Origin of the sequence: Tepidimonas charontis (assembly GCF_007556685.1) — a bacterium.
GTDB classification, from domain to species: Bacteria; Pseudomonadota; Gammaproteobacteria; order Burkholderiales; family Burkholderiaceae_C; genus Tepidimonas; species Tepidimonas charontis.
On sequence record NZ_VJON01000034.1, the window covers coordinates 1 to 20,856 of the forward strand.

General features: G+C 68.9%; 16 protein-coding genes. 7 read left to right on the forward strand and 9 right to left on the reverse strand.

Translation table 11 applies throughout. The annotated features are described in order from the left end of the window. Together Tchar_RS14050 and Tchar_RS09740 are read left to right on the forward strand one after the other, a co-directional pair. On the forward strand, positions 1-784 hold a 784-nt coding region (locus Tchar_RS14050; RefSeq protein WP_236640416.1), incomplete at its 5' end, for a molybdopterin-dependent oxidoreductase. After that, the gene (locus Tchar_RS09740) at positions 781-2,709 is read left to right on the forward strand and encodes an ATP-binding protein (protein WP_144328845.1); all 1,929 of its coding nucleotides are present in this window, start codon (positions 781-783) and stop codon (positions 2,707-2,709) included. The genes Tchar_RS14050 and Tchar_RS09740, both read left to right, overlap by 4 nt. On the opposite strand, the gene Tchar_RS09745 is transcribed toward Tchar_RS09740, so the two are convergent. The 4 genes from Tchar_RS09745 to def all read right to left on the reverse strand — a co-directional run bounded on the left by Tchar_RS09745 (position 2,660) and on the right by def (position 5,389). Next, positions 2,660-2,995, reverse strand: coding sequence for an AzlD domain-containing protein (locus tag Tchar_RS09745; RefSeq protein WP_144328846.1), 336 nt, complete (start codon positions 2,993-2,995; stop codon positions 2,660-2,662). The genes Tchar_RS09740 and Tchar_RS09745 overlap by 50 nt on opposite strands. Beyond that, a complete protein-coding gene (locus Tchar_RS09750) occupies positions 2,992-3,771 on the reverse strand; it encodes an AzlC family ABC transporter permease (RefSeq protein WP_144328847.1) in 780 nt (259 codons plus the stop codon). The genes Tchar_RS09745 and Tchar_RS09750 overlap by 4 nt, the downstream gene beginning before the upstream one ends. Further along, a complete protein-coding gene (gene fmt / locus Tchar_RS09755) occupies positions 3,768-4,739 on the reverse strand; it encodes a methionyl-tRNA formyltransferase (protein WP_144328875.1) in 972 nt (323 codons plus the stop codon). The genes Tchar_RS09750 and fmt overlap by 4 nt, the downstream gene beginning before the upstream one ends. 74 nt (positions 4,740-4,813) lie before the next feature. Next, the gene (gene def, locus Tchar_RS09760; protein ID WP_144328848.1) at positions 4,814-5,389 is read right to left on the reverse strand and encodes a peptide deformylase; all 576 of its coding nucleotides are present in this window, start codon (positions 5,387-5,389) and stop codon (positions 4,814-4,816) included. A gap of 155 nt (positions 5,390-5,544) precedes the next feature. Between def and Tchar_RS09765 the strand changes: the two genes are divergently transcribed. Both Tchar_RS09765 and dprA read left to right on the forward strand, forming a co-directional pair. Further along, positions 5,545-6,753 (forward strand): LysM peptidoglycan-binding domain-containing protein, encoded by a 1,209-nt coding sequence (locus tag Tchar_RS09765; RefSeq protein ID WP_144328876.1) that lies wholly within the window; start codon positions 5,545-5,547, stop codon positions 6,751-6,753. A 15-nt stretch (positions 6,754-6,768) separates the two neighbouring features. After that, positions 6,769-7,911: a DNA-processing protein DprA gene (dprA, locus tag Tchar_RS09770; protein ID WP_144328849.1), complete on the forward strand. Its 1,143-nt coding sequence runs from the start codon at positions 6,769-6,771 to the stop codon at positions 7,909-7,911. A gap of 89 nt (positions 7,912-8,000) precedes the next feature. Here dprA and secF read toward each other — a convergent pair whose 3' ends face one another. The 5 genes from secF to Tchar_RS09795 all read right to left on the reverse strand — a co-directional run bounded on the left by secF (position 8,001) and on the right by Tchar_RS09795 (position 16,161). Continuing rightward, positions 8,001-8,954 carry a protein translocase subunit SecF gene (secF, locus tag Tchar_RS09775; protein WP_144328850.1) on the reverse strand — a complete coding sequence of 318 codons (954 nt, stop codon included), beginning with the start codon at positions 8,952-8,954 and terminating at the stop codon, positions 8,001-8,003. Between the two features lie 20 nt (positions 8,955-8,974). Continuing rightward, the gene (gene secD, locus Tchar_RS09780) at positions 8,975-10,846 is read right to left on the reverse strand and encodes a protein translocase subunit SecD (RefSeq protein WP_144328851.1); all 1,872 of its coding nucleotides are present in this window, start codon (positions 10,844-10,846) and stop codon (positions 8,975-8,977) included. 61 nt (positions 10,847-10,907) lie between these two features. Further along, positions 10,908-11,237, reverse strand: a complete 330-nt coding sequence (yajC, locus tag Tchar_RS09785; RefSeq protein ID WP_144328852.1) for a preprotein translocase subunit YajC — start codon at positions 11,235-11,237, stop codon at positions 10,908-10,910. 144 nt (positions 11,238-11,381) lie between these two features. Further along, on the reverse strand, positions 11,382-12,389 hold the full coding sequence (locus Tchar_RS09790) for a DMT family transporter (RefSeq protein ID WP_408033552.1): 1,008 nt from the start codon (positions 12,387-12,389) through the stop codon (positions 11,382-11,384). Positions 12,390-12,516: 127 nt separating this feature from the next. After that, positions 12,517-16,161 (reverse strand): indolepyruvate ferredoxin oxidoreductase family protein, encoded by a 3,645-nt coding sequence (locus Tchar_RS09795; protein ID WP_144328853.1) that lies wholly within the window; start codon positions 16,159-16,161, stop codon positions 12,517-12,519. 454 nt (positions 16,162-16,615) lie between these two features. Between Tchar_RS09795 and Tchar_RS09800 the strand changes: the two genes are divergently transcribed. The 3 genes from Tchar_RS09800 to Tchar_RS09810 are packed head-to-tail and all read left to right on the forward strand — an operon-like array spanning position 16,616 to position 20,771. Then, the gene (locus tag Tchar_RS09800; RefSeq protein WP_161595497.1) at positions 16,616-19,561 is read left to right on the forward strand and encodes a bifunctional diguanylate cyclase/phosphodiesterase; all 2,946 of its coding nucleotides are present in this window, start codon (positions 16,616-16,618) and stop codon (positions 19,559-19,561) included. A 39-nt stretch (positions 19,562-19,600) separates the two neighbouring features. Next, positions 19,601-20,224 carry a MarC family protein gene (locus tag Tchar_RS09805; RefSeq protein ID WP_144328855.1) on the forward strand — a complete coding sequence of 208 codons (624 nt, stop codon included), beginning with the start codon at positions 19,601-19,603 and terminating at the stop codon, positions 20,222-20,224. Between the two features lie 25 nt (positions 20,225-20,249). Next, positions 20,250-20,771, forward strand: coding sequence for a low molecular weight protein-tyrosine-phosphatase (locus Tchar_RS09810; RefSeq protein ID WP_144328856.1), 522 nt, complete (start codon positions 20,250-20,252; stop codon positions 20,769-20,771). Positions 20,772-20,856: the final 85 nt, after the last annotated feature.

Genomic DNA, 20,856 nt, shown 5'->3' on the forward strand with positions numbered 1-20,856 from the left:
CACCTTGAGCCGCTCGATCTCCCGCTCGCTCATCTCGATGCGCTTGTCCACCCAGCCCTCCGCTTCCAGACCAACAAGCGGACATTTCTACTTTGCCGGAAGCGGACATTACTATCTTGCTTCTACACGGGTCCCCCGCAACGGCTTCCACTGCCGACAACTTCGTCTTATGCTTGCTCGTGGTCATGGTTTGCCCTCCTTCAGGGTTCAAGGTCGATCTCGCAATCAACCTCTTACCATGACCACCCGCCCGCTTACTACCCCAGGCGATTTTGCACACAAGTCAGCACACTACCCAATGGCGCTCCTCGGCGCACTCGGTGCCTCGACGGCAACCGCACAGACCCCCCTGCCCGTCCCCAAGGGGCCCGTCGTGCTGACGGTCACTGGCCAGATCGACGTGCGCAACCGGGGCGCGCAGGCGGTGTTCGATCTGCCGATGCTGGAGGGCCTGCCTCAGCACCGCTTCACCACCGAAACCCCTTGGGACGATCGACCCGTGACGTTCAGCGGTCCGCGCCTGCGCGACCTGCTGGCAGCCGTGCGCGCCCAAGGCCGCCAACTGCGCGCCACGGCGCTCAACGACTACCGCGTCGTCATCCCGATCGAGGATGCACAGCGCTTTGACGTCATCATCGCCACACGCAAAAATGGCGCGCCGATGTCGGTGCGCGACAAGGGTCCGTTGTTCATCGTCTATCCTTTCGATAGCGATCCTGCTCTGAAAGACAAGCGTTACTACGAACGCTCGATCTGGCAGCTCAAATCGATCGACGTCGAATGAGTTCGCCCGCACCCGGACCGGCGCAGTCCGTGCGCGCCGCCAGTGCCGAGGGTCGCCGCTTCCTGCTCGCCGTCGCCCTCACGACGGCCTTGTTGGCGCTTGGTTTGGCCGCGTTGTTGGCGGCCTTCATTGACCAATCGCGTTCGGCCGAAGAAGCCGCCCAACTGCAGCAAAGCGACTCCATCACGGCGCTGGTGTTTCAGCACGAGCGCGAATTTTTGCGTTTGCGCGAACAGCTGCCAGCCGAGCTCAGGGGTGCCGGCCACACCGACTGGAACGCCCTGGCCCTGCGGCTGGATATCTACGCCGGTCGGTTGGCACTGCTGCACGACAACCCCACCATGCGCCCGCTGCAGTTGGACCCCGACTATGTGCAGCTGATACCGCGCTTGCAAGCCTTGCAGGCGCGGGCCGACGAGGTGGTGGCGCGGCGTCAACGCGCCGGCCTGCGAACCTGGTTGGACGAGATGACGGCGCTCGGCCCCGACGTGCAAGCACTCACGCTCAGCGCCAACAACCGGGTGGCGGCGCTCGTCGATGCCAAGCTCGCCGAGGTGCGGCGGCTGCGCGCCTACGTCATCGGCTTGATGGCGGCGCACGTGACGCTGCTGCTGGCGGCCGCCGCGGCGCTGTGGTGGCGCCAGCGTCGCCAACAACGCGAACAGGCGCAACTGCATGCGCTCAACGCCGCGTTGGCGCAGGCACGCGACGCCACCGAGGCTGCCAGCCGCGCCAAGAGCCAATTTTTGGCCAACATGAGCCACGAACTGCGCACCCCGCTCAATGGCGTGCTCGGCATGCTCGACCTGCTGGCCGACGGTGCGCTGGACCCCGAACAACGTGACCGCTTGCAGACGGCGCGCGCGTCCGCCGAGCATCTGCTGAACCTGCTCAACGACATCTTGGATCTGTCGGCGCTGGATGCCGGCCAGCTTCGGATTCAACCGGCAGCGGTCGATCTGCCCCAGCTGGTGCGCGATGTGCAGCGTTGGTTCGAGCCGCAGGCGCTGGCCAAAGGGCTGCGCCTGACGCTGCAGATCGACGACGGCGGTGTGCGCTGCGTGCTGGCCGACGCCACCCGCGTGCGGCAAATCCTGATCAACCTGATCGGCAACGCCATCAAGTTCACCGAACACGGTGGCATCGAGGTTCGGCTGGACGCTGAGCCGCTCGACGGCGAGCGGGTGCGCTGGCGCCTGCGGGTCAGCGACACCGGCATCGGCATCGACGCCGCCACGCAGGCACGGCTGTTCCAGCGTTTCCAGCAGGCCGACGCCTCGATACGCCGTCGCTACGGCGGCAGCGGCCTGGGGTTGGACATTGCGCGCACGCTCGCGCGTCTGATGGAGGGCGACATCACCGTGCAGAGCGCGCCCGGCGTCGGCTCCACCTTCATCGCCACCTGGATGACGATGCGCTGCGACGATGCGGCCGACGCCAGCAGCAAGTCCGACCAACCCTCCGCTCCCCCGCCGGCGCAGGACAGCGACGCGGCGATGCCGCGCTTGCGTGTCTTGGTGGCCGAAGACCACCCGGTCAACCGCCGGGTGGTCGGACTGATGCTGCAGCGCCTCAGCCACGAAGTGGTGTTCGCCGAAGACGGACAGGCAGCACTGCAGCACGCCGCCACGCATGACTTCGACGTCATTTTGATGGATGTGCACATGCCGCAGCTGGACGGCTTGGAGGCCACGCGCCGCATTCGCGCCCTGCCCGATGCACGTGCGCGCGTGCCCATCGTCGCGCTGACCGCCGACGTCGTCGACGACGCCGTGCAGCGCACCCGCGAGGCGGGCATGGATGGCTTCCTCGCCAAGCCGGTTCAGCTGGCGCAGTTGCGCGCCGCGCTGGCCATGGCGGCGCAGCGCCGCCCCTTCACCACCCCCATCCCAGATGCAGGGGCAGATACACCGCCATCCCCGTGACGATGGTGCCCAACACCCCACCGCGCCAGAAAAACCAGGCGGCCCCCGCGCCGGCGGCCAACAGCCGCGCATCTTGCCAGGTGGTGATCAACTGCCCGTGCTGCAACAACAGCTCCGGCGCCACCACCGCCGACAGCGCTGCGATGGGGGCATAGTGCAACCCGCGCTCGGCCCAGCGCGGCAGCTGCCACGCGCGCTCGGACAAAAAGAAAAAGCCCCGCGTGATCACGGTCACCACGCCCAGTGCAACAAACACCAACAGTCGCCACGGATCGAGTTCCGTCATGCGGATCTCCGCGCCCGCCACGCCCCGGCCGTGGCGTCCACCACCAGGCACACCGCCACCGCCGCCGCGATCGCCACCACGATGTTCAGGCGCAGCGGCAGCGCCCACGCTGCCACGGCCGCCAACGCCGACACCACGGCCGACAGCACCCGCAGGCGCGAGGTTGCCAGCGAACACGCCACCCCCAGCAGGGCCAGCGTCCCGGCAAAGCCCAGCCCCCAGGCCGGCGGAATCACATTCGCCAGCGCTATACCCAGCAAGCTGGCCCCCATCCAAAATGCGTAGTTGATACCGCAGCTGCCAGCCAAGTAGGCCTCTTGCTCACGCCGCTCGGCGTCGCTGCGTCCCGGATGCGGGTAGCGGCGGGCGAAAAAAACGTAGCTCAGGTCACCGGTCAGATAGCCGGTCAACAGGCGCTGTGGACGCGGCAGATGGCGCAGATAGGGCCGCAAATGCAGCGAAAAGACGACGAAGCGCAGATTGACGCAAAAGGCGGCGGCCAACACCACCCACAGCGGGGCGCCGCCGACGATCAGCGGCACCGCCGTCAGCTGGGCGCTGCCCGCGTACACCAGCAGCGTCATCAGCACGGCCTCCAGCGGACTGAGCCCACCCTGCACCATGGCCACCCCGGTCATCAGGCCCCAGGCACCAATGCCGGTGGCCACACCCGCCAGTTCGCGCGCGCCCTGCCAAAAGGCCGACAGGCGCCACAGCGCGGGGTCGAAAAAAGAGGCGCGCCAAAACGGGGCGCGCGCCGCTGTCGCGCCCGTCATGCCGCCTGGCCCAAGCGCGTGCCCGGCGTGAGCGCCATCCCGCGCAAAAAGGCAGCCACCGGCAAGCGGCGGCCGCCGGCGCGCTGCACTTCGGTCAGCACCAGCACACCGTCGCCGGTTTGCACCCGAATGCCCCGTTCGTCGGCCGTCAATACGGTGCCCGGCCCCGCCTCGGCAGCGCCGGTCTCGGCCTCGGCGTACGCCGCCCACACCTTCAGCGGCGCCGCCTCCAGCGTGGTGACGGTCCCTGGCACCGGATCGAAGGCACGCACACGCCGCGCCAGCACGGCGGCGGGTTGTGTCCAGTCGATGATCGCCTCGGCTTTATCGATCTTGTGGGCGTAGGTCGCGCCTTCGGCCGGCTGCGGCTGACGCGACCACGCCTGCCCCTGGGCGGCAGCGCACAGCGTGCGCACCACCATCTGGGCACCCAAGGCGGCCAGGCGGTCGTGCAGTGCACCCGCCGTCTCCTGCGCACCGATGCGCAACGCCTCGGCCGCGACAATGTCGCCGGTATCCAGCCCTTCGTCCATCTGCATCAGCGTGATGCCGGTACAGGCGTCACCGGCTTCGATGGCGCGTTGAATGGGCGCCGCCCCGCGCCAGCGCGGCAACAAGGACGCATGGATATTCAGGCACCCCAGCCGGGGCAGCTCGAGCACCCAGCGCGGCAGCAACAACCCGTAGGCCGCCACCACCAGCACATCGGGCCGCGCCGCCTGCAGCGCCGCCTGTGCCACCGCGGCATCCTCCGCCCAGCGCCCATCGAGCCGCAGCCCGCGAGGCTGCTGCAGCGCCCAGCCGCACCGCTGCGCCAGCTGCTTGACCGGTGAGGGCTGCGGCTGCAAGCCCCGCCCCGCTGGCCGATCGGGCTGGGTGAGCACCAGCACCACCGTGAAGCCGGCGTCACCGATCGCCTGCAGCGCACGCGCCGCAAACACCGGCGTGCCGGCAAAGGCCACGCGCAGCGCTGCCGCACCCGCACACGGCGCGTTGACGCTGGGCTCGGGGGTTGGAATCGTGGGTGCGCGGCTAGCGGCACTCAAAGCCGCACCTCCGCCTCGCTGCGCTGCGCGGCGCCACGCTGGGCGCGACGCTCGCGCGCGGTTTCACGTTCGGCTTTGAGCAGCTTCATCTTGATGCGCTCACGCTTCAGCGGGGAGAGGTATTCGACGAACACCTTGCCGATCAGGTGGTCCATTTCGTGCTGAATGCACACCGCCAGCAAACCCTCGGCCTGCAGCGTGCGCTCCTGGCCATGCTCGTCGAGCGCGCGCACGCGCACGGCCACCGAGCGCTCCACGCCGTCGTAAATGCCGGGCACCGACAGGCAGCCCTCGTCGCCCCGCCGCTTCTCCTCGCTGGCCCATTCGATGACGGGGTTGATGAGCACCAGCGGCTGGTCGCGCGTCTCACTGACGTCGATGACGACGATACGCTCGTGGATATCGACTTGAGTCGCGGCCAGCCCGATGCCGTTGGCGGCATACATGGTGGCGAACATGCGCTCGACGATTGCGCGCACACGCGCATCCACCACTGCCACTGGCTTGGCCACCTTGTGCAGCCGTGGGTCGGGGTAGCGCAGAATGGGGTAAGGCTCGACTGGGTTCTTCATAGAATGTCGGTATTTTCGCCACTTTTGCGCGCCATCGCCAGCGCACTCGGTTGCTTGGCATTGCCAGAAGTAGGGACACCCTGCACAATCACCAGGGAGGGAAACGATCCATGAGTACGACACGCCAGCGCCATCGCCCGCCGTCGGTCCGCAACATGGCTGCGGCCGGCCGCAATGCCCTCCCCAGCAGATGGGCGCGCTGGGGCGCGGTGGGCGTGGCGGCACTCGTCGCATTGGGGGCGGCGGCGTTCCCCAATTACCCGATCACCCCCCAGCAACGCAGCACTGCCGAGCAAGTGGCCCAAGCCGGTGTCCCGCTCAGCGAGCTCGCCCCCAACGCACCCGAACGCTACACCGTCAAGCGCGGCGACACTCTTTGGGCCATCGCCGGGGTGTATCTGAAGCGCCCGTGGCGCTGGCCCGAACTGTGGGGCATGAACCTGCAGCAGATTCGCAATCCCCACTTGATCTATCCCGGCCAAGTGCTGGTGCTCACGCGCGTCGGTGATCGCGCCATCCTCCAGTTGGCCGAGGGCGAGTTGCCGACGGTCAAACTGTCGCCGCGGGTGCGCAGCGAACCGTTGGCTGTCGAAATCCCCGCGCTGCCGCCTGGGGCGATTGAGCCCTTTCTCACCGACGTCGCCATCGTCGATGCGCAGCAACACGAACGAGCGCCACGCATCGTGGCCGCACCCGACAGCCGCGTGCTGCTGGCGCGCGGCGACCGTGCCTACGCACGCGGACAATATGGGTCGGTGGCGGCACTCAGCGGTGACGCGCTCGAGGTCGAACGCGGACGGACCAAGACCCTGGCGATCTACCGCAACGCGCAACCGCTGCGCGACCCAGACACCGGCGAACTGCTGGGCTACGAGGCGCACGCGGTGGGCCGCGCCGTGTTGGTGCGTGGCGAGAACGTCGCCGGCGACGACACCGCCGCGCACACCGTGGTGCCGGCCACCATCGACATCGTGCAAGCGCGCGAGGAAATTCGCATCGGCGACCGGCTGCTGCCCCTGCGCGCCGAGGAAAGCCGCCGCTACGTACCGCATGCCCCGGCCACCCCGCTGAAGGGGCAAATCGTCAAGATTCACGGCGAGGCGGTGCACATCGCGGGCCAGAACCAGGTGGTGGTGCTCAACCGCGGCGCCGTCGATGGGCTGGAACCCGGGCATGTGCTGGCCCTGCTCAAGGGTGGGGGCCGCATCGCCGATCGCACCGATGGCGAACGGCCCGAACTGCAGCTACCCGCCGAGCGCAATGGTGTGATGATGGTCTTTCGCACCTTCGAGCGCGTGTCCTACGCGCTGGTGCTGCAGATCAACGACGCGGTGCGCGTCGGCGACCCGTTCGTCAATCCCTGATGCAGAGGGCTCGTCATGGCTCACGGCCCCGATGATTGGGAGGACTGGCTGCGTCTGCTGGCCACCGAGGGCGTCGGCCCCGCCACAGCGCACCAGCTGCTGCGCGCCTTCGGCGGGCCGGCCGCCATCTTCGCCCAGCGCCCTGCCGCCCTCGCGCGCGTGGTGGGCGAAACGGTGGCCGCGCGCTTGCTCCGCACCCCCACCGACTGGGACGCGCAGCGCACGCGGCTGCGCACCTGGTTGGCCGACGATACCCACCACCTGCTGACGCTGGCCGACCCCGACTACCCTCGCGCCCTGCTCGACCTGCCCGACGCCCCGCCCCTGTTGTATGCGGTGGGTGACGTGCGCGCTGCGGCCGCAGCGCGACGCCTGGCCATCGTCGGCAGCCGCAACCCGACCCCGCAAGGGGCGGACAACGCCGAGTCCTTCGCCCGTGCCCTGGCCGCCGAGGGGGTCTGCGTGATCTCCGGCTTGGCCGCCGGTATCGACGCCGCCGCACACCGCGGGGCGCTGGCCGCCGGCGGCCCCACGGTGGCCGTGGTCGGCACCGGGGTCGATCGCGTCTATCCGGCGCGGCACCGCGCCTTGGCCCAGGCCATTGCCGCGCACGGCTGCGTGGTCAGCGAACTGCCGCTGGGCACGCCGCCCTTGCCGGCGCATTTTCCGCGCCGCAACCGGCTGATTGCCGCCCTGGCGCACGGAACGCTGGTGGTGGAAGCGGCCTTGGGTTCCGGCTCCCTCATCACCGCCGAACTGGCCGCCCACTTGGGGCGTGAGGTGTTTGCCATTCCGGGCTCGATCCACTCGCCGCTGGCACGCGGCTGCCACGCGCTGATTCGCCAAGGGGCCAAACTGGTCGAGACGGTGGCGCACATCACCGAGGAGCTGCACGCGCTTTGGGGCGCGCCGGTGCCGCTCGGCACAGACGGGCACACGCGCACGGTCACTGCCACTGATGAGACGCCAGCCGTGCCGACACCCACCGACGACCCGATATTGGCGGCGCTGGGCTACGACCCGACGCCGCTGGACGTGCTGCAGGCGCGCTGCGGCTGGGACACGGCGCGCCTGCAAGCCCATTTGCTGACGCTGGAGCTCGACGGACACCTGCAGCGCCTGCCGGGCGGTTGGTGGCAGCGGCTGGGGCGAGCCTGAACTTCCGCCAGGGCCCAGCCGTTTGGGATCAACGGTGCCAGAACGCTACACTGCCAGCGAAGCGCGCGCCTGGCTGGGCTTGTCAGTCATCACACCACCGCACCGGCGTTCGGGTCATCGCCGCCGTCGGCAGCCTTTTTCACCGGCTTGACCAAGTCCTCGCGCTTGATGCCCAGCCACATCGCCACGCCAGCGGCGACGAACACCGACGAATAAATGCCGAACAGAATGCCGATGGTCAGGGCCAGGGCGAAATAGTGCAGCGTCGGGCCGCCGAAGAACAACATCGACAGCACCATCGCTTCGGTGGAGCCGTGGGTGATGATGGTGCGGCTCATGGTCGAGGTGATCGCGTGGTCGATGACCTGGCGCACCGTCATCTTGCGCTGGCGGCGGAAGGTTTCGCGGATGCGGTCGAAGATGACGACCGACTCGTTGACCGAGTAGCCCAGCACCGCCAGCACCGCCGCCAGAACCGCCAGCGAAAACTCCCACTGAAAGAAAGCGAAGAAGCCCAGGATGATGACGACATCGTGCAGGTTGGCGACGATGGCGGCCAGCGCGTACTTCCACTCGAAGCGCACCGCCAAGTACAGCATGATGCCGCCGATGACGAAGGCCAGCGCCAGCAATCCGTTGTCCACCAGCTCGCGCCCCACTTGGGGCCCGACGAACTCGGTGCGGCGCAGCTGCACCTGGGGCTGGCGCGCACGCAGTGCCGCCAGCACCTGCTCCGACTGCTGCCCAGAGCTGATGCCTTCGCGCAGCGGCAGGCGCATCATCACCTCGCGGGCGCTGCCGAAATGCTGCACCGGCACGTCGGTGTAGCCGAGATCGGACAGCACCGCACGCACCTCACCCAGGTCGGCCGGCTGCGGATACGACACCTCGATGACGGTGCCACCGGTGAACTCCACCGAGAGGTTGAGCCCGCGCGTGACGAGAAAAAACACCGCCACCACGAAGGTCACTGCCGACAGCAGGTTCAGCACCAGCATGTGGCGCGTAAACGGGATGTCCTTGCGGACCGGAAACAGCTCCATGCAACCCCCTTGGCGCTGGCTCAACGCGCCTGGCCGTCGGCGCGTGGCGCCGGCAACCCAATCGAGACCCAGCGCAACTTACGCTGCCGCCCATACCACAGATTGACCAGCGCACGCGAGAAAAACACCGCCGAGAACATGCTGGTGAGGATGCCGATGCAGTGCACCACCGCGAACCCGCGCACCGGCCCGGACCCGAAAGTCAGCAACGCCAGACCGGCAAGCAGCGATGTCAGGTTGGAGTCGACGATCGTACCCCAAGCCATCTCGTAGCCCTTGTGAATGGCGGTCTGCGGCGCCGAGCCGTTGCGCAGCTCCTCGCGCACACGCTCGTTGATCAGCACGTTGGCGTCGATCGCCATGCCCAGCGTCAGCGCCATCGCCGCGATACCGGGCAGCGTCAGCGTCGCTTGCAACATCGACAGCACTGCCACCAGCAGCATCAGGTTGACCGCCAGCGCCACGCTGGAGATGAGGCCAAACAGCCGGTAGTACACGCACATGAAGGCCACCACCACCACGAAGCCCCACACCACGCTGTTGAAGCCCATGCGGATGTTGTCCGCGCCCAGGCTGGGGCCGATGGTGCGCTCCTCGACGATTTCCATCGGTGCCGCCAACGAGCCGGCGCGCAGCAGCAACGCGGTGTCGTTGGCCTCCTGCGTCGTCATACGGCCGGAGATTTGCACCCGCCCGCCACCGATTTCGCTGCGGATCACCGGTGCCGTCACCACCTCGCCGCGCCCGCGCTCGAACAGCAAAATCGCCATCCGTTTGCCCACGTTGTCGCGCGTGACGTCGCGGAAAATGCGCGCCCCCTTGGCGTCCAGCGTCAGATTGACCACCGGCTCCTGCGTCTGACTGTCGAAGCCGGCCTGCGCATCGGTGAGGTTTTCCCCGGTGAGGATGACCTCGCGCTTGACGATCACCGCGCGGCCGTTGCGATCCAGATAGCGCTCCGAGCCCAACGGCACCGGGCCGGCGTCGCGCTCCGCCGCCAAGCCTTCGGGGCTTTCGTCCACCATGCGGATTTCGAGCGTGGCCGTGCGGCCCAAGATATCTTTGGCCTTGGCGGTATCTTGCACACCCGGCAGCTGCACCACGACGCGATCGAGCCCCTGCTGCTGAATCACCGGCTCGGCCACGCCCAGCTCGTTGATGCGGTTGTGCAAGGTGAGGATGTTTTGCTTGAGTGCCTGCTCCTGAATGCGGCGCACGGCCTCGGGCCGCAGGGTCAGCGCCACGACGGTTTCGGCGCCCTCGCCGCGCTCGCTGGCAACCAGGTCCGGAAATTCGCGCGCCACCGCATCGACCACCGCGGCGGCGGCAGCGGCGTCACGCACGCGCACCAGCACCGCGTCGCCCTCGCGGCGCACGCCACCGTGGCGAACGCCGCGGTCGCGCAGTACGGTGCGCACATCGCCCACCAGGGCTTGCAGGCGTTTGTCCACGGCGGCGGCCATGTCCACCTGCAGCAAAAAGTGCACGCCGCCGCGCAAATCCAGCCCGAGATACATCGGCTGCGCATGCAGCGCCTGCAGCCACGCCGGCGTGCGCGGCAGCAGATTCAGCGCCACCACGTGCGCCGGCTGCGCGGGGTCGGGGTTGAGCGCGCGCTCGATCACATCGCGCGCCCGAATCTGCGCGTCGGTTTGATCGAAGCGCACCTTCAGCGTCTGGCCGTCGAACTGCACGCCCTCGGGGTGCAGGCCGGCCGCCGCCAGCGCCTGCTGCACGCGCGCCACCACACCCTCATCCAGGCGCTGCCCGGCACGTGCCGACGATACCTGCACCGCAGGCGCCTCGCCAAAAAAATTGGGCAGCGTGTACAGCGCGGCAATGACGAGCACGACCACCAGGGTCGCGTATTTCCACCAGGGGTAGCGATTCATCAGAGAGGGCCTTTTGCGGCGCGACAGGCCGCACGACGCCGGACCGCGCCCGGCATGACGCTCAGGACGCCGACTTCAGCGTACCCTTGGGCAGCACTTGCACCACGGCGGTGCGCTGCAGTTGGACTTCGACCCCGTCGGTCAGCTCGACGCCGATATACGTGTCCCCCAGGCGCGAGACCTTGCCCAACAAGCCGCCGGCGGTGACGACTTCGTCGCCCTTGGCCAGCGCGTCGATCATCGCCTTGTGCTCTTTTTGCCGCTTCATCTGGGGCCGAATCATCACGAAATACAGCACCACGAACATGAGCACCAGCGGCAGCAGGCTCATCAGCGTGGAAGGCGCATCGGCGCCAGCAGCGGCTTGGGCGTAAGCAGGAGAGATGAACACGTCGATTCCTCTGGCGTGTGAATGCAGGACAACGAACCGCCGGCCCTCGTCCCCCAACGGGCACGGTGCTGCAGCGGAGACGGCAAACGGGCATTTTACCCACCTGCGCGCGGCGTGCGGGGGCAACCGACCGCCAGTGGCGGCTCAGTCGGGATGCGCCTGGGCCACCAGCGGTTGTGGGCGCACGCGCACGCCCCACCACACCCCAGCGACCAAGGCGGCGATGCCCAGCGCGGCCACCGGCTCCGGCCCTTGGCCGCGCCATATATACGTATATAACAACGCCGCCAAGGTCTCGAAGACGATCAACTGACCGGCCACCGCACTGGGCAAGCGCTGGCTCGCCGCATTCCAGCACAGCGTCCCCAGCCATGAGGCCAACAGCCCGACGGCAACCATCGCGGCCACAAAGAGGCCGGGCCGCGGACCGAGGGGCAGCGCAAACGCACCGTCCTGACGCGCCAGCAGCGCCAGTGCCAGCGCATACCCCAGGGCCGCTTGCGGCAGCGTGGCCAGCCCCTGCGCGGTGGACCAGGCGCGCGCACTGCGCTGTGGGTGGGCACGCAACCAGTCGGCGTTGCGCAATGGGTACCAGGTCCAGCACGCCACCGCCCCCACGGCCAACAGCGCTCCCCATAGGTAGGCCCCGGGATCGCGCGCCGGGTCGGCGCGCAGAGCCTGCCACTCGCTGTGATTGACCAGCGCGATACCCAGCCCGATCGACGCCAGCGCCGGGGCCATGCGCGCCCAGGGCAGACGCCCATCGCGCGCGGCGTCGCGCCGGTTGGCCACCAGCGCGATCACCACCGGCAACGTGCCGATGATGACGGTGGACAGCGGCCCGCCGGTGCGCTGGATGGAGCTGGCCAGCAGCAGGTAATACAGCAGGTTGCCGACGAAAGCCAGCTTGCACGCGTGCCACCAGTCGGCGCGTGCGAGTGCGCGCAGCTCGGTGCGATCCCACCACGCCAGCGGCAGGCACAGCAGCCCAAACGCCAGGTAGCGCCCGACCGACTGCAGCAGCGCCGGGTACTCGGGCAGCATCAGCGGCACCACGAAGACCAGGCCCCACAAGGCCCCGGCGCCCAGCGCCCAGGCCACGCCGCTGCCCACGCCACCACCTGCCGCCGTCTGCCCCGCGCTGCCGCTCATGGCCACCTCATCGCCTACTCCGAGAGGCGGGCAGTGTACGCGGGCGGCATGGGCGCGCCGGCGGTGCCTGTCACCGCCACGACAAGCACCGCCAGCCCCAATGCACGACGGGTGTGCAGCGCCCGCCTCAGGCGGCGCGCGCTGCGGACGCAGGCTGGACCGTGCACTCACCGGCGCGCCACCGGCGCAACAACTCGTCCCACAGCGGGCGCGCCGCCGCCAGGTTGCGCGCCTTCACGTGGCCGAAGCCGCGCACCCGCTGCGGCCAGCGCGCTATCTCCAGCGCCAGCGGCAGCCGCTCGGCGCGCAGGTCGCGCAGCAGCTCGTCGATGGCCGCCTCGTAGTCGCGGATGAGGGCGCGCTCGGTGCGGCGCTCCTCGGTATATCCGAAGAGATCGAACGGGGTGCCACGCAGGCCCTTCAGGCGGGCCAGCACCCGAAACACCCCCAACACCCACGGTCCGTACTCGCGCTTGACCAGCTCGCCGCGCTCATTGCGCTTGGCCAGCAACGGTGGCGCCAAATGAAAACGCAGCCTCACCTCACCCTCGAACTGCGCGCGCAGGCGTTGCAAGAAAGCGCCATCGGTGTACAGGCGCGCCACCTCGTACTCGTCCTTGTAGGCCATCAAAGCACCCAGGTTGTGCGCCACCGCCTGCGCCAGCGCGGTGCTGCCGGTGCCCAGCGCGGCCTCGGCCTGTTGCACGCGGCGCACGCGCGCCTCGTAGCGCTCGGCATAGGCAGCATCTTGGTAGCCGCGCAGATGCTCGCTCCAGGTGCGGATCACGCTCTCCAGCGTCGGCTGGCGGTGCAGGGTCACCACCTGCGCCGGCTGCAGCAGGCGCTGCAGCGCGGCTGGGTCGTGCGCGGCGCGCCGCCCCCACTCGAACGCCGCCTTGTTCGCCGCCACCGCCACGCCGTTGAGCTCGATGGCGCGCTCGATCGAGGCCCGATGCAGCGGAATCCAGCCTTTTTGCCAGGCGTAACCCAGCACCATCGGGTTGACGTAGAGGGTGTCGCCCAGCAGGCGCAGCGCCAGTGCCTCGGCATCGAACGCCCCCACCGCCTCGGCGCCCGCGGCCTCGGCGATCGCCGCCACGCAACGCTGCGCCGGGTTTTCCCAGTTGCGGTCCAGCACGAAGGCCGCGGTGGGGGTCGCATCGGCATTGAGCGCCACGTGGGTGCGACCGGGCGCCACACGCGCCAGCGTCTCGGCGCTGGCACCGACGATCGGGTCGCAGGCCAGGATCAGATCGGCGGCGGCGGTGCCCACGCGCGTGGTCAGGATGTCGTCTTGGCGCGCACCGATGAGCACATGGCTCCAGGCCGCGCCGCCCTTTTGCGCCAGCCCGGCGGCGTCCTGGGTGACGATGCCCTTGCCCTCGATGTGCGCGGCCACGCCGAGCAACTGGCCGATGGTGATGACGCCCGTGCCGCCCACCCCCGCCACCACGATGCCCCAGGCACCGGCGCCGGCGTGCAGCGTCGGCAAGGTCGGCTCGGGCAGCGGCGGCAGACTGGTCAGATCAGGCAGGGCCGCGTCCCGCCCTGGCTTGCGCAGCGTGCCGCCCACCACGCTGACGAAACTGGGACAAAAGCCCTTGACGCAAGAAAAATCTTTGTTGCACGTGCTCTGATTGATGGTGCGCTTGCGTCCCAGCGGGGTCTCCAGCGGCTCGACGCTGAGGCAGTTGCTCTGCACGCTGCAGTCGCCACAGCCCTCGCAGATCCGCTCGTTGATGACCACGCGCCGATCGGGCTCGGCCATCTGCCCGCGCTTGCGGCGGCGGCGCTTCTCGGTGGCGCAGGTCTGGTCGTAAATGATGGCGGTCACGCCCTCGGTGTCGCGGCACTCGCGCTGCACGCGGTCCAGTTCATCGCGGTGCAGCACCGGCACGTCGGCGGGCAGGGTCAGCGTCACGCCGCCCAGGGTGGTGTGCTGGGCGTGGGCGTACTTGGCCGGCTCGTCGGTGACGATGAAGAGCTTGCGCACCCCTTCGGCGCGCAGGCTGTGCACGATTTGCAGCACCGAGTGCCCTTCCGGCCGCTCGCCGACCGGCTGGCCGCCGGTCATCGCCACGGCGTCGTTGTAGAGGATCTTGTAGGTGATGTTGACGCCGGCCGCGATGGCCTGGCGGATGGCCAGCAGCCCGCTGTGGAAGTAGGTGCCGTCGCCCAGGTTGGCGAAGATGTGCCGCTCGTTCGTGAACGGCTGCTGCCCGACCCATGGCACGCCCTCGCCCCCCATCTGGGTGAAGGCCACGGTGTTGCGGTTCATCCAGATCGCCATGTAGTGGCAGCCAATGCCGGCCATAGCGCGCGAGCCCTCTGGCACCCGGGTGGAGGTGTTGTGCGGGCAACCGGAGCAAAACCAGGGCAGGCGCTGCGCGTCTTGGGTGCGCACCTGCAGCGTCTGCAGCGCGCGCTCGCGCGCCTCGATCAGCGCCAGCTGCGCTTGCACGCGCGCTGCGACGTCGCTGCCCTGCGGCAGCAGGCCGCGTTTGCTCAAGCGCCGCGCCAGCGCGCGCGCGATGATGGCCGGCGTCAAGTCGGCGTTGGCACGCAGCAGGGTGTTGCCGCTGGGGTTGGGCATGGACCACTCGCCGCCACTGTGGTCGCCCTCGATTTCATCGAACTTGCCCAGCACATCCGGGCGCACGTCCGCACGCCAGTTGTACAGCTCTTCCTTGAGCTGGTATTCGATGACCTGGCGCTTTTCCTCCACCACCAAAATCTCGCGCAGCCCAGTGGCAAAGGCGCGCGTGATCTGCGCCTCCAGCGGCCACACGACCGCCACTTTGTGCACCCGGATGCCGAGCTGGCGGCAGGTCTCGTCATCCAGCCCCAAATCATGCAGTGCCTGGCGCAGGTCGTTGTAGGCCTTGCCGCTGGCGATGATGCCATAGCGGTCGTTGGGCCCCTCGATGACATTGTGGTTGAGCCGGTTGGCGCGCACATAGGCCAGGGCGGCGTACCACTTGAAGTCCATCAAGCGCGTTTCTTGCTCCAGCGGCGCGTCGGGCCAGCGGATGTGCACGCCACCCGGCGGCATCTCGAAATCCTCGGGCACCACGATGCGCACCCGCTCGGGGTCGATCTCGACCGTGGCGCTGGACTCGACGATCTCCTGGATCGTCTTCATGCCCGTCCACACGCCGGCATAGCGGCTCATGGCCCAAGCGTGCACGCCCAGGTCCAAAATCTCTTGCACGCTGGCCGGGAAGAACACCGGCAGCCCGCAGGCCTTGAAGATATGGTCGCTTTGATGGGCGGCGGTGGAGCTCTTGGCCACGTGATCGTCGCCGGCCACCGCGATCACCCCGCCCCACGGGGTGGTGCCGGCCAGATTGGCGTGCTTGAAGACGTCGGCACAGCGGTCCACCCCCGGCCCCTTGCCGTACCACAAACCGAAGACGCCGTCATACTGCACCGTGCCGGGTGGCGCAAACCCCAGTTGCTGCGTGCCCCAAACGGCGGTGGCGGCCAGCTCCTCGTTGACGCCGGGCTGGAAGACGATGTCGTGCGCCTGCAGGTGTTGGCGCGCTTTCCACAGCGCCTGGTCATAGCCGCCCAGCGGCGAGCCCCGATAGCCGCTGATGAAGCCGGCGGTGCGCTTGCCAGCCAGCCGGTCGCGCTGCTGCTGCAGCATGGGCAGCCGCACCAGGGCATGGATGCCGCTCATGAACGCGCGGCCACGCTCCAGCGTGTATTTATCGTCGAGCGAGAGGGTTTGCAGCACACGCTGCACGGACTCCGGCAGAGGAGCGGTCATGGCAGGGTCTCCTTTTGGGTCAACAGTGGCCGGTAAGCCACGAACACCGGGCGGCGGGCCTGCCACCCACGCCCCACCCGGCGCGCACTGGGATCACCAGCGCGCCGAGCGCCCCTGCAGGGGCCGTCCGGTCACGCTCCACAGTGTACGGACAGTGAGGCGTCCACGCCAGCCTTGGGGCATCGCACCAGGGAAAACCCCAACCCCAACCGCGCCGTGGCCGCACCGCACGCCATCCCCAAGCCCCCTATCCCTGCGCGCGCCGGGCGTCTGGCGGCCGGATGCGGCTTGACGGCACACGACAACCCATACCGCTGAGCGCACCGGGCGCCACCGCGCCCGATGCGATCTGGCGCTCCTCGCGTGATCCCTCTCCCCGCGCGCCGTCGGATGCCGCTCTTTGTCTTGGTCCAGGCGAATGCTACAGTTCAGCCACCTTGCCACCTCGACCGAGATGACCGCAGTTGCCCCCGTTCCGCTGTGGCGCGCCGCCCTGGTGGTGGCGGCCACCGCTGTGACTTACGTCGCGACCGGTGCGCTGTCGGTGTCGCTGCGCAGTCCGCAGGACTTCGCGCTGATCGTCTTTTTTCCCGCAGGTGTAGCCGCTGCGGCAGCGCTGACCCAGGGGCGGACGGCGTGCGCTGGGGTGTTCCTGGGGGCGTTGGTGTTCAACGCGGTCTATCACCACATGATTGGCCACCCGTGGTGGGACGTTGGAGTGGTACTGACCGCGGCGACTGCGACCCTGATGGCCACCGCCACCGCCTGGGCGGTACGCCGCTGGGTCGGTTACCCGAATGCATTGGACACCCCCGGACCCGTCGCACGCCTGCTGTTTGGCGTGCTGCCGCTGTCGTCGATGCTCAACTCCAGCCTGTCGGTGCCGGTGCTGGTTGCGCGCGGCGTCATCGCCGTTGATGCCGCCGCCGACGAATGGCTGGGCTGGTGGTTGGGCGACGCGCTGGGAACGCTGTTGGTGGTGCCGCTGGCGCTGCTGCTGTTGGGCGAGCCGCGTGCGGCGTGGCGCGCGCGCCGCTTTGGCGTCGGCTTGCCCCTGCTGATGGGCCTGGTGGTGGTGGCAGCGACGGTACGCGTGGCCATCGACGCGCAGGAGCAGCAAATGGCGTTGCGGCTCGACCAAATCAGCGAGCAAGCGGCGCGCGCGCTGCAACGCCGTCTCGACGCCCAAATCGACGCGGTACAGGCGCTGGGGCAGGTGATGGCGCGTGAGCCGCGCATGAGCCAGCCCGACTTCGAACAGGTCACCGACGTGTGGCTGCGGCGCTACCCGGGCACGCAGAACTTCACCTACAACTGGCGCGTGCCAGCCGACGAGCGCACGCAGTACGAGTGCTGCGAGCCGGGCTGGCCGATTTTGGGCCGCGATGCCCAGGGGCAAACGTTCCCGGCCCTGCCAGCGGCACAGCACATCGTCATCACGCGGCTGGTTCCGTTGGACGTCAATCGAAGCGCCCTGGGGCTGGACGTGCTGTCCTACGCACCCCTGCGGCAGACGGTGGAGCGCGCCATCGCTACCGGCCGCCCGCAGGCCACCGAGCCGTTTCGTCTGGTTAAGGAAACGGGAGAACAACGCGGGGTGGTCGTGTATCACGCCGTGCGCGCGCCGCGGCCGCCGCATGATCTGCTGGGTGTGGCCTCGTCGGCCTTTCGCATGGATGACGTCAGTCGCACCGCGTGGGAAGGTCTGCCGACCGACGGGCTGACCCTGTGCGTGGTCGATCGGCACGCCCCGGCCGGCAACGCCCGCCTGACGGGTCCGCCCGGTTGTGATGAGCCCCACAGCGGTACGGTGCCGAGCGGGGCGCGCACCGTCTGGCCACTGCGCTTTGCGCAGCGCGAGTGGGAGCTGCGCGTCTGGCCGCAGCCCGCGTTCTGGCGCGCCGCCTTGCCGCCCAGCCGCTTGCACGCATTGGCAGTGACGGGGTTCGTGGCCGTCGGTCTGCTGGGGGCGCTGCTGCTGGTGGGCGCCGGCCAGCGGCAACGCATCGAAGCCCTGGTGCGCGAACGCACCGCCGAACTGGTGCGCCAGCAGGCCGAGCTCGAGCACCTGGCGCACCACGACCCCCTCACCGGACTGCTCAACCGCACACGCTGGACACAGCTGGTGCAGGGCGAGGCGGCACAGGCGCGCGACCGCGGCGAAATGTTTGCCGTGATCCTGCTCGACCTCGACCGCTTCAAGCGCGTCAACGATGGCTTCGGCCACGAACGCGGCGACGAGGTACTGCGCATCATCGCCCAACGCTTGCAGCAGGCCCTGCGCGAGCGCGACGCACTGGCACGCTTCGGTGGCGACGAGTTCGTCGCTTTGCTGCGGCGCGTGCGCGGGCGCGAAGGCGCCACCCTGGTGGCCCGTAAATTCGCCGCCGCGCTCGATCAACCCATCGAGGTCCAGGGACAGCCGCTGCGCCTCAACGCCAGCCAAGGCGTGGTGCTGTTTCCCGACGATGGCGGCAGCGTCGAGGCGCTATTGCGCCACGCGCACGCGGCCATGTACGCCGCCAAGGAGGCGGGGCGCAACCAGTGGTGCTTTTTCGATGCCTCCATGCAGGCCGAGGCGGCACGTCGGCTCGCCCTGGAAAATGCCCTGCGCGCGGCGTTGGATGACCCGGCGGACGGTGGTCTGTCGCTGGCCTACCAGCCCCAGCTCGATGCCAGCGGCACCGAGCTGCGCGGGCTGGAGGCGCTGGTGCGCTGGTACCACCCGGCGCTGGGCGCCATACCGCCGTCCGAATTCATACCACTGGCCGAGGAGTCGGGCTTCATCGACCGCCTGGGCGACTGGGTGCTGCGCACCGCGTGTGCCCAGCTGGCGGCGTGGCGCGCCGGCCCGCTGGGGGCGCGCTTTGCCGCCCTGACGCTGGCCGTCAATGTCTCGCCGATCGAATTCACCCGCCCCGGCTTCGTCGAACGCGTGCGCGCGGCGCTGGCGCTGCTGGGCGCGGAAACGGGCCCGCACGGCCTGGAACTGGAAGTCACCGAGGGCCTGTTGCTGCAGACCGACGACGAGTTGATCGACACCCTGAACCAGCTCACCGCGCTGGGGGTTCGCCTCACTCTGGATGACTTTGGCACCGGCTACTCCAGCCTGGGCTACCTCAAGCGGTTGCCCATCACCCAGCTCAAGATCGACCGCTCGTTCGTCGCCGGCGTGCCCAACGATCCCGACGATGCCGCCATCGTGCGCGCCACCTTGTCGATGGCGCACGACCTAGGGCTCAGCGTCGTCGCCGAGGGCGTCGAGACCGCGGCGCAGCGCGACTTCTTACGTCGCCACGAGTGCGATGCCGTGCAGGGGTGGCTGTACGCGCGGGCGCTCACCCCCGACGATTTGCTCGCTTGGTTGCGTGAGCACCAGGTGCCCCCGACCCCTGGTTGACGAATCGCGCCCAACTGCCTGGACCGCTACCATCGGCGCATGAACCTCAAGCCGCTCATCACCCTGCTGGCCATCGTCAATCCGCTGGCCATCGTGCCGTTCTTCATTCACTACACGATGGGGTTTTCCCGTGCGCAGCGGCGCCGCACGGTGCTGATTTCGGCCACCACCGCCTTCCTCGTCATCGCCGTCTCGGCCGTGGCTGGGCTGCAAATACTGGACTTTTTTGGCATCTCGCTGGCCAGCTTCCAAGTGGGCGGTGGCATGCTGCTGTTGATATCGGCGCTGTCGATGCTCAATGCCCAACCCGCCGAGGCCAAGGCCACGCGCGACGAAGTGGATGACGCCGCCGGGCGCGCCTCGATCGCGGTGGTGCCGTTGACCATCCCGCTGCTGACCGGCCCGGCGACCATGTCCACGGTCGTCATTTACGCCGACCAGGCGCAAACCTTTTGGCAACACGCCGCGCTGGTTGGCTACGGTTTGGTGGTCGCTGCCGCCACCTGGGTGTGCTTTACCCTGGCCGAGCCCATTGCGCGCGTGCTGGGCAAAACCGGCATCAACGTGATGACGCGCCTGATGGGCCTGATCTTGGCCGCGCTGGCCGTCGAGGTGATGGCCAGCGGCCTGGTACGGTTGTTCCCCGCGCTCGGCGCGGCCTGAAGGCGGGGCGCGGCACAATCGGCCCATGCATCCGACACCGGCTTATCACATCGTCGTGTTCTGCATGGGCAATATCTGCCGCAGCCCCACCGCCCATGCGGTGCTGCGCCACCGACTGCAGCAGCGCGGCTGGCACGCTTGGGTGACGGTGGACTCCGCCGGCACCCACGCCTACCACGTCGGCCATGCACCCGACCCGCGCGCCCAGCATCACGCGCGACTGCGGGGCTACGATCTGTCCGATCTGCGCGCGCGCCAGCTCACGCCCGAAGACTTCGCGCGCGCGGATCTGCTGCTCGGCATGGACTGGGACAATCTGGCGCTGGCCGAGGCGGCCTGCCCGCCCGCGCATCGGCGCAAGCTGCGCCGGCTGGCCGAGTTTTGCCGCCGCCACGACAGCCCGGTCATACCCGACCCCTACTACGAAGGCGCCTCGGCGTTCGAATACGTGCTCGACTTGGTGGAGGACGCCTGCGACGGGCTGCTCGACCATGTCGGGCGTGTGTTGCACCGGCGGGGCCTTGCGCTACCGAGTGCCGTGCGGTGAGCCGCCGCAACGCAACGCACGGCGTCGCCCTCGGGTCTCGATGCGTTGCTGGCTGCCGGCCTGACGGCAGCGCCGCTCGGCCGGT

What these genes read in the sequence shown, in the direction of transcription:
- Tchar_RS09740 (WP_144328845.1), top strand. Translation starts at nt 781, where the DNA reads ATGAGTTCGCCCGCACCCGGACCGGCGCAGTCCGTGCGCGCCGCCAGT.
- Tchar_RS09745 (WP_144328846.1), bottom strand. Translation starts at nt 2,995, where the DNA reads ATGACGGAACTCGATCCGTGGCGACTGTTGGTGTTTGTTGCACTGGGC.
- Tchar_RS09750 (WP_144328847.1), bottom strand. Translation starts at nt 3,771, where the DNA reads ATGACGGGCGCGACAGCGGCGCGCGCCCCGTTTTGGCGCGCCTCTTTT.
- def (WP_144328848.1), bottom strand. Translation starts at nt 5,389, where the DNA reads ATGAAGAACCCAGTCGAGCCTTACCCCATTCTGCGCTACCCCGACCCA.
- Tchar_RS09765 (WP_144328876.1), top strand. Translation starts at nt 5,545, where the DNA reads ATGGCTGCGGCCGGCCGCAATGCCCTCCCCAGCAGATGGGCGCGCTGG.
- dprA (WP_144328849.1), top strand. Translation starts at nt 6,769, where the DNA reads ATGGCTCACGGCCCCGATGATTGGGAGGACTGGCTGCGTCTGCTGGCC.
- secF (WP_144328850.1), bottom strand. Translation starts at nt 8,954, where the DNA reads ATGGAGCTGTTTCCGGTCCGCAAGGACATCCCGTTTACGCGCCACATG.
- secD (WP_144328851.1), bottom strand. Translation starts at nt 10,846, where the DNA reads ATGAATCGCTACCCCTGGTGGAAATACGCGACCCTGGTGGTCGTGCTC.
- Tchar_RS09790 (WP_408033552.1), bottom strand. Translation starts at nt 12,389, where the DNA reads ATGAGCGGCAGCGCGGGGCAGACGGCGGCAGGTGGTGGCGTGGGCAGC.
- Tchar_RS09795 (WP_144328853.1), bottom strand. Translation starts at nt 16,161, where the DNA reads ATGACCGCTCCTCTGCCGGAGTCCGTGCAGCGTGTGCTGCAAACCCTC.
- Tchar_RS09800 (WP_161595497.1), top strand. Translation starts at nt 16,616, where the DNA reads ATGACCGCAGTTGCCCCCGTTCCGCTGTGGCGCGCCGCCCTGGTGGTG.
- Tchar_RS09805 (WP_144328855.1), top strand. Translation starts at nt 19,601, where the DNA reads ATGAACCTCAAGCCGCTCATCACCCTGCTGGCCATCGTCAATCCGCTG.
- Tchar_RS09810 (WP_144328856.1), top strand. Translation starts at nt 20,250, where the DNA reads ATGCATCCGACACCGGCTTATCACATCGTCGTGTTCTGCATGGGCAAT.